Here is a 13,083-nt window from a genome sequence, read left to right on the forward strand (position 1 = left end):
GCTGTTCATCGCCGGCTGCGGCGGTCATCCTTGACGTGGCTGCGGAAGGTGCGCGTGGGCGCGAACTCTCCCAGCTTGTGGCCGATCATCGACTCGGTGACGAACACCGGGACGTGCTTGCGGCCGTCGTGTACGGCGATCGTGTGCCCGAGCATGTCCGGCACGATCATGGAGCGCCGCGACCACGTCTTGATGACGTTCTTGGTGCCCTTCTCGTTCTGGGCGTCCACCTTCTTGGCGAGGTGGTCGTCCACGAAGGGACCCTTCTTAAGGCTACGTGGCATTTCGGCTGCTCCTACCGCTTCTTCCTCTTGCTACGACGACGGATGATCAGCCGGTCGCTGGACTTGTTCGCCTGGCGGGTGCGGCCCTCGGGCTTACCCTTCGGGTTCACCGGGTGGCGACCACCGGAGGTCTTGCCCTCGCCACCACCGTGCGGGTGGTCGACGGGGTTCATCGCGACACCGCGGACGGTCGGGCGCTTGCCCTTCCACCTCATGCGGCCGGCCTTGCCCCAGTTGATGTTGGCCTGCTCGGCGTTGCCGACCTGGCCGACCGAGGCCCGGCAGCGCACGTCTACCATGCGCATTTCGCCGGACGGCATACGCAGCGTGGCGTACTGGCCTTCCTTCGCGAGCAGCTGGATCTGGGCGCCCGCGGAACGGCCGAGCTTGGCGCCGCCGCCCGGACGGAGCTCCACCGCGTGGATGAAGGTACCGGTCGGGATGTTGCGCAGCGGCAGGCAGTTGCCCGGCTTGATGTCGGCCGCGGGGCCGTTCTCGATGCGGTCGCCCTGCTTGAGGCCCGTCGGCGCGATGATGTAGCGCTTCTCGCCGTCGGCGTAGTGGAGCAGAGCGATGTTGGCAGTGCGGTTGGGGTCGTACTCGATGTGAGCGACCTTCGCCGGAATGCCGTCCTTGTCATGCCTCCGGAAGTCAATGATCCGGTAGGCGCGCTTGTGACCGCCGCCCTGGTGGCGTGCGGTGACCCGGCCGTGTACGTTGCGGCCGCCCTTGCCGTGAAGGGGCGCAAGCAACGACTTCTCGGGCGTGCTGCGGGTGATCTCGGAGAAGTCCGAGACACTCGACCCGCGGCGACCCGGGGTCGTCGGCTTGTACTTACGGATGCCCATCTTTTTCGTTCATCCTTCGTCGGTTACATGGGTGAGCCCGCCGCACCGAAATGCGGCGGTCTCCGCCCTTACGGACCGTACGGCCCGCTCAACTTCTATGGCTGCTAGCCGATCTGACCGAAGATGTCGATCCGATCGTCCCCACCCAGGCTCACGATCGCGCGCTTGGTGTCGGGTCGCTTGCCGAAACCGGTGCGGGTGCGCTTGCGCTTGCCCTGCCGGTTGATCGTGTTCACGCTGGTGACCTTGACCCCGAAGATCTGCTCGACCGCGATCTTGATCTGGGTCTTGTTCGCAGTCTTCTTCACCAGGAACGTGTACTTGTTGTTCTCATCGATCAGGCCGTAGCTCTTCTCAGAGACGACCGGCTTGATGATGACGTCGCGCGGGTCGGAGACCCGGACCAGCCGGCCCTTGGACTTCTCGGCGGCCTGGGCGACGTCCTGCTGGTCGTTGTTGCCTTCCATCAGGCGTCTTCCTTCCCGCCCTGGCTCAGCCGCGCCACGACCTGGTCGTACGCCTCCTGAGTGAAGACCACGTCGTCGTGGCAGAGCACGTCGTAGGTGTTGAGCTGCCCGACGTCCAGCAGGTGGACCTCGGGAGCGTTGCGCAGGCTCATCCAGGTCAGCTCATCGGCCTCGTCGACCACGACGAGGACGGTCCTGGACTGGGTGATCTTGCGGAGGGCCTGCAGCGCCGACTTGGTCTTCGGCGTCTCACCGGTGACCAGACCGCTCACCACATGCACGCGACCGCCGGCCGCCCTGTCGGACAGGGCGCCACGCAGAGCGGCGACCTTCATCTTCTTGGGCGTCCGCTGCGAGTAGTCACGCGGAACCGGACCGTGGACGACGCCACCGCCGGCGAACTGCGGCGCGCGGGTCGAACCCTGACGGGCCCGGCCGGTGCCCTTCTGGCGGTACGGCTTCTTGCCACCGCCCCTGACCTCACCACGGGTCTTGGCCTTGTGGGTGCCCTGCCGGCGAGCGGCGAGCTGGGCCACGACCACCTGGTGGATCAGCGGCACGTTGACCTTGGCCCCGAAGATGTCCTCGGGCAGGTCGACGGTGCCGGCCTTGGCGCCGCTGGCGTCGAGGACGTCAATACTGCTGGTCACTTGGCAGCCCCCTTCTTGGCAGCGGTGCGGACGAGGACCAGGCTGCCGTTGGCGCCGGGGATCGCACCCTTGATCAGGATGAGGCCCTTCTCGGCGTCGACGGCGTGAACCTTCAGGCTCTGCACGGTGGTGCGGACGTTACCCATCCGACCAGCCATGCGAAGCCCCTTGAATACGCGGCCCGGGGTGGCGCAGCCACCGATGGAACCCGGCGAGCGGTGCTTGCGCTGCGTACCGTGCGACGCGCTCAGGCCCTTGAAGCCGTGACGCTTCATGACACCGGCGAAGCCCTTGCCCTTGCTCTTGCCCGTCACGTCGACGAACTGGCCGGCCTCGAAGGTGTCGGCCAGCAGCTCCTGGCCCAGGGTGTAGTCGCTCGCGTCGTCGGTGCGGATCTCCGCGAAGTAACGGCGCGGGGTGATGTCGTGCTTACGCAGGTAGTCGCCGAGCGGCTTGTTGACCTTCCGGGGGTCGACCTGCCCGAAGCCGAGCTGGACGGCGGAGTAGCCGTCCTTGTCGGCGGTGCGGACCCGGGTCACCACACACGGACCGGCCTCGACCACGGTGACCGGAACCATCCGGTTGTCCGCGTCGAAGACCTGGGTCATGCCGAGCTTCTTGCCCAGGACGCCCTTGATCGTCTTAGCCATGTCAGTGTGTCCCTCAGAGCTTGATCGAAATGTCGACGCCCGCGGGGAGGTCGAGCCGCATGAGCGAGTCAACCGTCTTGGGCGTCGGGTCGATGATGTCAATCAGCCGCTTGTGCGTGCGCATCTCGAAGTGCTCGCGGCTGTCCTTGTACTTGTGCGGCGAGCGGATGACGCAGTACACGTTCTTCTCGGTCGGCAGCGGCACCGGGCCCGCGACCTTCGCGCCAGTCCGCGTCACCGTCTCGACGATCTTCTTGGCCGAGCTATCGATGACCTCGTGGTCATAGGCCTTAAGCCGGATGCGGATCTTCTGTCCCGCCATAATGGCCTCGGTGTCCTTCGCTGTCGTCTGAAAAAGTATCGTGCGGCCTGTTGCCGCTGTTCATGCGGGTCGGTGCCCGCACGACCCCACGTGACAGACATTCCGAATCTGTCGTGTCTTCCGTGATCCGGCAGTCGCTTCGGCAGCTGCCGAAGCCACTGCGAGATCACGGCTTTCCTGTGGAGCCAGGTGACGGGAGCCGTGTCGGCTCCTGCCCTTCGTGGTGTGGCGGTCGGTCCCGATACCGGAGCCGACCGCCACTCCGCGATCGAACTACTTGATGATCTTGATGACCCGGCCGGCGCCGACGGTGCGGCCACCCTCACGGATCGCGAACTTCAGGCCTTCCTCCATGGCGATGGGCTGGATCAGCTCAACGCGCATCTCGGTGTTGTCGCCCGGCATGACCATCTCGGTGCCCTCGGGGAGGTTCACCACACCGGTCACGTCAGTCGTACGGAAGTAGAACTGAGGACGGTAGTTGTTGAAGAACGGCGTGTGACGGCCGCCCTCGTCCTTGGACAGGATGTAGACCTGACCCTCGAACTCGGTGTGCGGGGTGGTCGTGCCCGGCTTGATGATGCACTGGCCACGCTCGACCTGCTCGCGCTTGATGCCGCGGAGCAGCAGGGCGGCGTTGTCGCCGGCCTGACCCTCGTCGAGCATCTTGTTGAACATCTCGATGCTGGTGACGGTGGTGGTCGTCTTCTCCGGCTGGATGCCGATGATGTCGACCTGCTCGTTGACCTTGACGATGCCACGCTCGATACGGCCGGTGACGACCGTGCCGCGACCGGTGATCGAGAAGACGTCCTCGACCGGCATGAGGAACGGCTTCTCCACCTCACGGGGCGGCTCGGGCACGTTCTCGTCGACGGCGTCCATCAGCTCGATGATGCTGTCGGCCCACTTCTCGTCGCCCTCGAGCGCCTTGAGCGCCGAGACGCGGATGACCGGCAGGTCGTCGCCGGGGAACTCCTGAGCGGACAGGAGCTCACGGACCTCGAGCTCGACGAGCTCCAGGATCTCCTCGTCGTCGACCATGTCGGACTTGTTGAGGGCCACGACGATGTAGGGGACGCCGACCTGGCGGGCCAGGAGGACGTGCTCCTTCGTCTGCGGCATCGGGCCGTCGGTGGCGGCGACCACGAGGATCGCGCCGTCCATCTGAGCGGCACCGGTGATCATGTTCTTCACGTAGTCGGCGTGACCGGGGCAGTCCACGTGAGCGTAGTGGCGCTTCTCGGTCTGGTACTCGACGTGCGCGATGGAGATCGTAATACCGCGAGCCTTCTCCTCCGGCGCCTTGTCGATCTTGTCGAAAGGCGTAGCCGCGTTCAGGTCGGGGTAACGGTCGTGGAGCACCTTGGTGATCGCCGCGGTCAGCGTGGTCTTACCGTGGTCGATATGCCCAATGGTGCCGATGTTCATGTGCGGCTTGTTCCGCTCGAACTTGGCCTTGCCCACTGGTTCTCTCCTTGAGATTCTGACTGACTTTCGTCTGCACACTCGGGCCCGGGTGTTCCCGAACCCCTCGGCGGCGGGGCGAACGTGTGTCGCCCTGCCAGGGGCCGAGGCCCCTCTGACGGGCGGGCGCCGATCGCTCGGCGCCCCTCCGTTGGGGTCCCGGGACTATTCGCCCCGGGCCTTCGCGACGATCTCCTTGGCGATGCCCGGAGGCACCTCCGCGTAGGAGTCGAACTGCATGCTGTAGCTCGCGCGCCCCTGCGTCTTGCTACGCAGGTCACCCACGTAGCCGAACATCTCAGACAGCGGCACGAGCGCCTCGACGACTCGGGCTCCGGCCCGCTCGTCCATCGCCTGGATCTGCCCGCGGCGACCGTTGAGGTCACCGATGACGTCACCCATGTAATCCTCGGGCGTGGTGACCTCGACGGCCATCATCGGCTCGAGAAGAACAGCGTCAGCCTTGCGCGCGGCCTCCTTGAAGGCCATCGAGCCGGCGATCTTGAAGGCCATTTCCGAGGAGTCGACGTCGTGCGCGGCACCGTCGGTCAGCGTCACCTTCACGCCCACCATCGGGTAGCCGGCCAGCACGCCGAACTCGGCGGCCTCCTGGGCGCCCGCGTCGACCGAGGGGATGTACTCCCTCGGGACCCGACCACCCGTGACCTTGTTCTCGAACTCGTAGCCGTCGTTGCCTTCGCCCAGAGGTTCGAGGTTGATGATCACCCGCGCGAACTGACCGGAACCACCGGTCTGCTTCTTGTGGGTGTAGTCGATCTTCTCCACCTTGCGGCGGATGGTCTCACGGTACGCGACCTGGGGACGGCCGACGTTGGCCTCGACCTTGAATTCGCGACGCATGCGGTCGACGAGGATCTCAAGGTGAAGCTCGCCCATGCCCCAGATGACCGTCTGGCCGGTCTCCTCGTCACGACGGACCTGGAAGGACGGGTCCTCCTCGGCCAGCCGCTGGATCGCGATCGACAGCTTCTCCTGGTCGCCCTTGGTCTTGGGCTCGATGGCGACGTTGATGACCGGAGCCGGGAACGTCATCGACTCGAGCACGACCTGGTTGGCCGGGTCGGACAGGGTGTCACCGGTGGTGGTGTCCTTGAGACCCATGACAGCCACGATCTGGCCAGCGATCGCCGACGGGCGCTCTTCGCGCTTGTTGGCGTGCATCTGGTAGATCTTGCCGATCCGCTCCTTCTTACCCTTCACAGAGTTGATGACCTGTGAACCGGTCTCGAGCGTGCCCGAGTAGATGCGGATGTAGGTGAGCTTGCCCAGGTGCGGGTCGCTGGCAATCTTGAACGCCAGCGCCGAGAAGGGCTCGGCCGGGTCCGCGTGACGCTCGATCACCTTCTCCTCGTTGCCGACCGCGTAGCCCTTGAAGGCCCCGATGTCGGTCGGCGCGGGGAGGTAGGCGACGATCGCGTCGAGCAGGGGCTGCACGCCCTTGTTCTTGAACGCGGTCCCGCACAGCACCGGGTTGATGGCGCTGGACAGCGTCGCGCGGCGGATCGCCGCGGTCAGCTGCTCCTCGGTGGGCTCAGCGCCCTCGAGGAAGAGCTCCATCAACTCGTCGTCGTTCTCGGCGACGGTCTCGATGAGGCGGTCACGCCACTCGCGAGCTGCCTCGGCGTGGTCGGCCGGGAGGTCGACGACGTCGTACATCTCGCCCTTGGCCGCCTCGGCGCTCCACAGGAGGCCCTTCATCGTGATGAGGTCGATGACGCCCTTGAAGTCCGCCTCGACGCCCCACGGGAGCTGAATGACCGCCGGCGTGGCACCCAACCGGCTGATCATCATGTCGACGCAGCGGTGGAACTCCGCGCCGACGCGGTCCATCTTGTTGACGAAGCAGATCCGGGGGACCTCATAGCGGTCAGCCTGGCGCCACACCGTCTCTGACTGCGGCTCGACACCCGCGACGCCGTCGAACACGGCGACGGCACCGTCGAGGACACGGAGCGAACGCTCCACCTCGATGGTGAAGTCGACGTGCCCAGGGGTGTCGATGATGTTGATGGTGTGACCGTTCCACTCACAGGTCGTCGCGGCCGACGTGATCGTGATGCCGCGCTCCTGCTCCTGCTCCATCCAGTCCATCGTGGCTGCGCCCTCGTGGACTTCACCGATCTTGTAGTTGATGCCGGTGTAGAACAGGATGCGCTCGGTCGTGGTGGTCTTGCCCGCGTCGATATGGGCCATGATCCCGATGTTTCGGACCTTGGCCAGGTCAAGAGCGGTCGTGGTGGCCACTTCTCTCGCGTCCTCGTCGTCTCGTCGAACCCGCCGGATTACCAGCGGTAGTGGGCGAAGGCCTTGTTGGACTCGGCCATCTTGTGGGTGTCCTCGCGCTTCTTGACACTCGCCCCGAGGCCGTTGCTGGCGTCGAGGAGCTCGTTCATGAGGCGCTCGGTCATGGTCTTCTCGCGGCGGGCGCGGGAGTACTGCACCAGCCAGCGCAGGGCCAGGGTGGTGCTGCGCGTCGCGCGCACCTCGACCGGCACCTGGTAGGTCGCGCCACCGACGCGACGGCTGCGGACCTCAAGGGTCGGCTTGACGTTGTCAAGCGCGCGCTTCAGGGTGACGACCGGGTCATTGCCCGTCTTGTCCCTGCAGCCCTCGAGGGCGCCGTAGACGATCGACTGCGCGATGGAGCGCTTGCCGTCCAGAAGCACCTTGTTGATCAGGGCGGTGACCAGCGGCGAACTGTAGACCGGGTCAGACATCAGCTGACGACGGCCAGGAGAACCCTTGCGAGGCATTGTTAGCTCTTCTCCCTCTTCGCGCCGTAACGGCTACGGGCCTGCTTGCGGTTGCGGACACCCTGGGTGTCCAGCGAGCCACGGATGATCTTGTAGCGAACACCCGGCAGGTCCTTCACACGACCGCCACGCACGAGCACGATGGAGTGCTCCTGCAGGTTGTGGCCCACACCGGGGATGTAAGCCGTGACCTCGATGCCGTTGGTGAGCCGCACTCGGGCGACCTTGCGCAGCGCCGAGTTGGGCTTCTTCGGGGTGGTGGTGTAGACGCGCTGACACACACCGCGCCGCTGCGGACTCCCCTTGAGGGCAGGAGTCTTGGTCTTTGAGACCTTGTCCTGCCGGCCCTTGCGGACCAACTGCTGAATAGTGGGCACTGCCACTCCGTTCGTGCCTTGGCCGGTGTTACGTCATTCTTCAATTCGCAGGTTCTGCCGGTGTCATGACCTGCGGATTGTCCTTGCTTCCGCGCCCCCGCGCTCGGGCGTGTCGCGCTGTCGGCACAGACACATCCACGAAGACTTCGAGCCAGGAAGCCGACCCGCGCTCTCGCAATGAGCGCACGGTCGAGAGCCCGCAAGAACGGGCACGATGGTCTAGGCTACCAGGCCCGCGCGACACGTCAAAACGGCGCGGAGAGGCTATCAGCCTTTCCGCTCCCGGTGCGCGAGGCCCATCCCATCAAGGCCCGGCTACTGCTCCTCGGACATGATATAGGCACGCCCGCTGTCCTGTGCCCCATCCGGCAGAACAAGGACCTCCGGGCCGTCCCTCACCTGGTGACAGTCCCCGGCTATCCGCTGCGGCCAGACTTCCCTATCCCCCCTGAACGCGACACGCCCGGGCCTCTCAGAAGAGAGACCCGGGCGTGCGGACCGCAGACCGGTTACCGAGTTTTCATCGGTTGTACTGGCCGAAGTCGTACTCCTCCAGCGGCACGGCCTCGCCGCTGCCGGTGCCGAAGGTGTAGTCGGCCGCGGAGCCGTCGTAGCCGCCCACGGTGTACATGGCGGCCTTGGCCTCCTCGGTCGGCTCGACCCGGATGTTGCGGTACTGGGGCATGCCAGTGCCGGCCGGGATGAGCTTGCCGATGATGACGTTCTCCTTCAGGCCCAGGAGCGAGTCGGACTTGGCGTGGATCGCCGCGTCCGTCAGGACCCTGGTCGTCTCCTGGAAGGAGGCCGCCGACAGCCACGACTCGGTGGCGAGCGACGCCTTCGTGATGCCCATGAGCACCGGGCGACCGGCGGCCGGAGAGCCACCCTCCGCCACCGTCTCGCGGTTCATCTGCTCGAAGCGCGGACGCTCGACGAGCTCACCGGGCAGCAGGTCGGTTTCGCCGGACTCCAGCACGTTCACGCGCTTGAGCATCTGCCGCACGATGATCTCGATGTGCTTGTCGTGGATCGACACACCCTGCGACCGGTAGACCTGCTGGACCTCCGCCACCAGGTGCAGCTGCACGGCCCGCGGGCCGAGGATGCGCAGCACCTCGTTGGGGTTGACCGCACCGGCGACCAGCTGCTGGCCGACGGAGACGCGCTGGCCCTCCGAGACGAGCAGGCGCGAACGCATCGAGACCGGGTAGGCGATGTCCTCGGACCCGTCGTCCGGGGTGATGACGATCTTCCTGGCCTTGTCGGTCTCGTCGATCCGGACCCGGCCCTCCGCCTCGGAGATCGGGGCGACACCCTTGGGGATGCGCGCCTCGAAGAGCTCCTGGACTCGGGGCAGACCGTGGGTGATGTCGGCGCCCGCCACACCGCCGGTGTGGAAGGTACGCATCGTCAGCTGCGTGCCCGGCTCACCGATCGACTGGGCGGCGATGATGCCGACCGCCTCGCCGACGTCCACGAGCTTGCCGGTGGCCAGCGAGCGGCCGTAGCAGGTCGCGCAGACACCGATCTTGGCCTCGCAGACCAGAGCGCTGCGGGTGCGGACCGTCTCGACGCCCGCCTCGACCAGCTTGGTCACGTGGATGTCGTTGATGTCGACCCCGGCCGGGACGATGATCTTGCCGTCGACCTCGACGTCCTCGGCCAGGATGCGGCCGTGCACGTTGGACTCGGCGTTCTCGGCCTTGACCAGGTTGCCCGACGCGTCACGGTCGCCGACGTGGAGCGGGACCGCGCGGTCGGTGCCGCAGTCGATCTCGCGCACGATGACGTCCTGTGCCACGTCCACCAGACGACGGGTCAGATAGCCCGAGTCGGCGGTGCGCAGCGCGGTGTCGGCCAGGCCCTTCCGCTGTCCGTGGGTCGAGATGAAGTACTCGAGCACCGACAGGCCCTCGCGGAACGAGGCCTTGATCGGGCGCGGAATCGTCTCACCCTTGGTGTTGGACACCAGGCCACGGATGCCGGCGATCTGACGCACCTGCATCTTGTTGCCTCGGGCACCGGAGTTGACCATCATCCAGACCGGGTTGGTCGCCGGGAAGGCGTTGACCATGTCGGTCTCGACGTCGGCCGTCGCGTGCGTCCAGATCTCGATGAGCTCCTGACGGCGCTCCTCGTCGGTGATCAGACCACGCTCGTACTCGCGCTGGACCTTGTCGGCCCGGCGCTCGTAGTTTTCCATGATCTCGGCCTTGTTCGGCGGCGCGACCACGTCGTCGATCGAGATCGTGACACCGGAACGGGTCGCCCAGCGGAAGCCCGCGTCCTTGAGCGCGTCGAGCGAGTTGGCGACCTCAACCTTGGGATAGGTCTCGGCCAGCTCGTTGACGATCGTGGACAGCTGCTTCTTGCCGACCTGGAAGTTGACGAACGGGTAGCTCACGGGCAGCGTCTGGTTGAACAGGCACCGCCCGAACGTCGTCTCCAGACGGATCGGGTCACCCTGCTCCCAGCCCTCCGGCGCGACCCAGTCACGGGGCGGCAGGACGTCCTTGAGCCGGATCTGGATCTTCGCCTGGATGTGCAGCTCCTGGCGGTCGAACGCCATCTGAGCCTCGGCGATCGAGCCGAAGACCCGGCCCTCGCCCGTGGCGCCGTCCTTCTGGGTGGTCAGCCAGTAGAGGCCGATGACCATGTCCTGGGTGGGCATCGTCACGGGCTTGCCGTCGGCCGGCTTGAGGATGTTGTTGGTCGAGAGCATCAGGATGCGTGCCTCGGCCTGGGCCTCAGCCGACAGCGGCAGGTGCACGGCCATCTGGTCGCCGTCGAAGTCGGCGTTGAACGCGGTGCAGACCAGCGGGTGGATCTGGATGGCCTTGCCCTCGACCAGCTGCGGCTCGAACGCCTGGATGCCCAGACGGTGGAGCGTCGGAGCGCGGTTGAGCAGCACCGGGTGCTCGGTGATGACCTCTTCGAGCACGTCCCACACCACGGGACGGGCCCGCTCGACCATCCGCTTGGCCGACTTGATGTTCTGGGCGTGGTTGAGATCGACCAGCCTCTTCATCACGAACGGCTTGAACAGCTCCAGCGCCATCTGCTTGGGCAGACCGCACTGGTGCAGCTTGAGCTGCGGACCGACGACGATGACCGAACGGCCGGAGTAGTCGACTCGCTTACCCAGGAGGTTCTGGCGGAAACGGCCCTGCTTGCCCTTCAGCATGTCGCTGAGGGACTTGAGGGGCCGGTTGCCGGGACCGGTGACCGGGCGACCGCGGCGGCCGTTGTCGAACAGCGCGTCGACGGCCTCCTGCAGCATCCGCTTCTCGTTGTTCACGATGATCTCGGGCGCGCCGAGGTCGAGCAGACGCTTGAGCCGGTTGTTGCGGTTGATGACCCGGCGGTAGAGGTCGTTGAGGTCGGAGGTCGCGAACCGGCCACCGTCGAGCTGCACCATCGGGCGCAGGTCCGGCGGGATGACCGGGATGCAGTCGAGCACCATGCCGCGCGGCGAGTTGGTGGTGTTGAGGAACGCGGACACGACCTTGAGCCGCTTGAGCGCGCGGGCCTTCTTCTGGCCCTTGCCGCTGCGGATGGTCTCGCGCAGGTTTTCGGCCTCGGCGTCGAGGTCGAAGCTGATCAGGCGGTCCTGGATCGCCTGCGCGCCCATGCCGCCCTTGAAGTAGCGGCCGAAGCGGTCACGCATCTCGCGGTAGAGCAGCTCGTCGCCCTCCAGGTCCTGGACCTTGAGGTTCTTGAAGCGGCTCCAGACCTCCTCGAGCCGGTCCAGCTCACGCTGGGCCCGGTCGCGGAGCTGGCGCATCTCACGCTCAGCGCCCTCGCGCACCTTGCGGCGCTGGTCGCCCTTGGCGCCGGCGGCCTCGAGCTCGGCCAGGTCGGCCTCGAGCTTCTTCTGCCGGGCCTCGACGTCGGCGTCGCGGCGCTGCTCGATGTGCTGCCGCTCGACGGAGATCTTCGCCTCCAGCGAGGGCAGGTCACGCTCACGCATCTCGGTGTCGACATGCGTGATCATGTACGCCGCGAAGTAGATGACCTTCTCCAGGTCCTTCGGGGCCAGGTCGAGCAGGTAGCCGAGGCGCGACGGGACGCCCTTGAAGTACCAGATGTGCGTGACCGGCGCGGCCAGCTCGATGTGGCCCATCCGCTCACGACGCACCTTGGCGCGAGTCACCTCGACGCCACAGCGCTCACAGATGATGCCCTTGAACCGGACGCGCTTGTACTTGCCGCAGTAGCACTCCCAGTCGCGGGTCGGACCGAAGATCTTCTCGCAGAAGAGCCCGTCCTTTTCCGGCTTGAGAGTGCGGTAGTTGATGGTCTCCGGCTTCTTCACCTCGCCGTGGGACCACTGGCGGATGTCATCGGCCGTGGCGAGGCCGATCCTGAGCTCGTCGAAGAAGTTGACGTCTAGCATGTGTGCGATCTCCCCCTCAGACTTCTTCCACGCTGCTCGGCTCGCGCCGGGACAGATCGATGCCGAGCTCCTCCGCGGCGCGGAAGACGTCCTCGTCGGTGTCTCGCATCTCGATGGACATGCCGTCGCTGGAGAGCACCTCGACGTTGAGGCACAGCGACTGCATTTCCTTGATGAGGACCTTGAAGGACTCGGGAATGCCGGGCTCGGGAATGTTCTCGCCCTTGACGATCGCCTCGTAGACCTTCACGCGGCCCAGGACGTCGTCGGACTTGATGGTCAGTAGCTCCTGGAGCGCGTAGGCGGCGCCGTAGGCCTCCAGGGCCCACACCTCCATCTCACCGAAGCGCTGGCCACCGAACTGGGCCTTACCGCCGAGCGGCTGCTGGGTGATCATGGAGTAGGGGCCGGTCGACCGGGCGTGGATCTTGTCGTCCACCAGGTGCAGGAGCTTGAGGATGTAGATGTAGCCGACCGAGATCGGATACGGGAACGGCTCGCCGGAGCGGCCGTCGTAGAGCCGTGCCTTGCCGCTGGCCTCGACCATGCGGTCACCGTCGCGGTTGGGGACGGTGTTGCCGAGCAGGCCGACGATCTCCTCCTCGTGGGCTCCGTCGAAGACCGGGGTGGCCATGTTGGTGCGCGGGTCGACGGTCTCGAAGCCCTTCTCGCGCAGCCGATCGGCCCAGGCCTCCTGGATGCCGGAGATGTCCCAGCCCCTGGCCGCGATCCAGCCGAGGTGGGTCTCCAGGACCTGGCCGACGTTCATCCGGCCGGGCACGCCCAGCGGGTTGAGGATGATGTCGACCGGGGTGCCGTCCTCCAGGAACGGCATGTCCTCGACCGGC

12 protein-coding genes are annotated in these 13,083 nt (G+C 66.2%); all 12 read right to left on the reverse strand.

Going from position 1 to position 13,083, the window contains the following annotated elements; genetic code table 11:
* Positions 1–5: 5 nt before the first annotated feature.
* Positions 6–284 carry a 30S ribosomal protein S19 gene (gene rpsS, locus IEY82_RS23680; protein ID WP_189126392.1) on the reverse strand — a complete coding sequence of 93 codons (279 nt, stop codon included), beginning with the start codon at positions 282–284 and terminating at the stop codon, positions 6–8.
* A gap of 11 nt (positions 285–295) precedes the next feature.
* Positions 296–1,132, reverse strand: a complete 837-nt coding sequence (rplB, locus tag IEY82_RS23685) for a 50S ribosomal protein L2 (protein WP_189126393.1) — start codon at positions 1,130–1,132, stop codon at positions 296–298.
* 104 nt (positions 1,133–1,236) lie between these two features.
* Positions 1,237–1,599, reverse strand: a complete 363-nt coding sequence (gene rplW / locus IEY82_RS23690) for a 50S ribosomal protein L23 (protein WP_372459743.1) — start codon at positions 1,597–1,599, stop codon at positions 1,237–1,239.
* On the reverse strand, positions 1,599–2,249 hold the full coding sequence (rplD, locus tag IEY82_RS23695) for a 50S ribosomal protein L4 (protein ID WP_189126394.1): 651 nt from the start codon (positions 2,247–2,249) through the stop codon (positions 1,599–1,601). The genes rplW and rplD overlap by 1 nt, the downstream gene beginning before the upstream one ends.
* On the reverse strand, positions 2,246–2,899 hold the full coding sequence (gene rplC / locus IEY82_RS23700) for a 50S ribosomal protein L3 (RefSeq protein ID WP_189126395.1): 654 nt from the start codon (positions 2,897–2,899) through the stop codon (positions 2,246–2,248). Before rplC ends, rplD begins: the two co-directional genes overlap by 4 nt.
* Before the next feature lie 13 nt (positions 2,900–2,912).
* The gene (gene rpsJ / locus IEY82_RS23705) at positions 2,913–3,221 is read right to left on the reverse strand and encodes a 30S ribosomal protein S10 (protein WP_012887830.1); all 309 of its coding nucleotides are present in this window, start codon (positions 3,219–3,221) and stop codon (positions 2,913–2,915) included.
* 273 nt (positions 3,222–3,494) lie between these two features.
* On the reverse strand, positions 3,495–4,688 hold the full coding sequence (tuf, locus tag IEY82_RS23710) for an elongation factor Tu (protein ID WP_189126396.1): 1,194 nt from the start codon (positions 4,686–4,688) through the stop codon (positions 3,495–3,497).
* A gap of 165 nt (positions 4,689–4,853) precedes the next feature.
* Positions 4,854–6,902 carry an elongation factor G gene (gene fusA / locus IEY82_RS23715; protein WP_229697654.1) on the reverse strand — a complete coding sequence of 683 codons (2,049 nt, stop codon included), beginning with the start codon at positions 6,900–6,902 and terminating at the stop codon, positions 4,854–4,856.
* Between the two features lie 89 nt (positions 6,903–6,991).
* The gene (rpsG, locus tag IEY82_RS23720) at positions 6,992–7,462 is read right to left on the reverse strand and encodes a 30S ribosomal protein S7 (RefSeq protein WP_189126398.1); all 471 of its coding nucleotides are present in this window, start codon (positions 7,460–7,462) and stop codon (positions 6,992–6,994) included.
* Positions 7,463–7,464: 2 nt separating this feature from the next.
* Positions 7,465–7,839, reverse strand: a complete 375-nt coding sequence (gene rpsL, locus IEY82_RS23725) for a 30S ribosomal protein S12 (protein ID WP_049572713.1) — start codon at positions 7,837–7,839, stop codon at positions 7,465–7,467.
* 520 nt (positions 7,840–8,359) lie between these two features.
* Positions 8,360–12,235 (reverse strand): DNA-directed RNA polymerase subunit beta', encoded by a 3,876-nt coding sequence (locus IEY82_RS23730; RefSeq protein ID WP_189126399.1) that lies wholly within the window; start codon positions 12,233–12,235, stop codon positions 8,360–8,362.
* Between the two features lie 16 nt (positions 12,236–12,251).
* Positions 12,252–13,083, reverse strand: an 832-nt coding sequence (locus IEY82_RS23735) for a DNA-directed RNA polymerase subunit beta (RefSeq protein WP_444544202.1), incomplete at its 5' end; no start/stop codon positions are given.

It is taken from the genome of Nonomuraea cavernae (assembly GCF_014646355.1).
GTDB classification, from domain to species: domain Bacteria; phylum Actinomycetota; class Actinomycetes; order Streptosporangiales; family Streptosporangiaceae; genus Nonomuraea; species Nonomuraea cavernae.

What these genes read in the sequence shown, in the direction of transcription:
- fusA (WP_229697654.1), bottom strand. Translation starts at nt 6,902, where the DNA reads ATGGCCCATATCGACGCGGGCAAGACCACCACGACCGAGCGCATCCTG.
- rpsJ (WP_012887830.1), bottom strand. Translation starts at nt 3,221, where the DNA reads ATGGCGGGACAGAAGATCCGCATCCGGCTTAAGGCCTATGACCACGAG.
- rplW (WP_372459743.1), bottom strand. Translation starts at nt 1,599, where the DNA reads ATGGAAGGCAACAACGACCAGCAGGACGTCGCCCAGGCCGCCGAGAAG.
- IEY82_RS23730 (WP_189126399.1), bottom strand. Translation starts at nt 12,235, where the DNA reads ATGCTAGACGTCAACTTCTTCGACGAGCTCAGGATCGGCCTCGCCACG.
- rpsS (WP_189126392.1), bottom strand. Translation starts at nt 284, where the DNA reads ATGCCACGTAGCCTTAAGAAGGGTCCCTTCGTGGACGACCACCTCGCC.
- rplC (WP_189126395.1), bottom strand. Translation starts at nt 2,899, where the DNA reads ATGGCTAAGACGATCAAGGGCGTCCTGGGCAAGAAGCTCGGCATGACC.
- rpsG (WP_189126398.1), bottom strand. Translation starts at nt 7,462, where the DNA reads ATGCCTCGCAAGGGTTCTCCTGGCCGTCGTCAGCTGATGTCTGACCCG.
- rplB (WP_189126393.1), bottom strand. Translation starts at nt 1,132, where the DNA reads ATGGGCATCCGTAAGTACAAGCCGACGACCCCGGGTCGCCGCGGGTCG.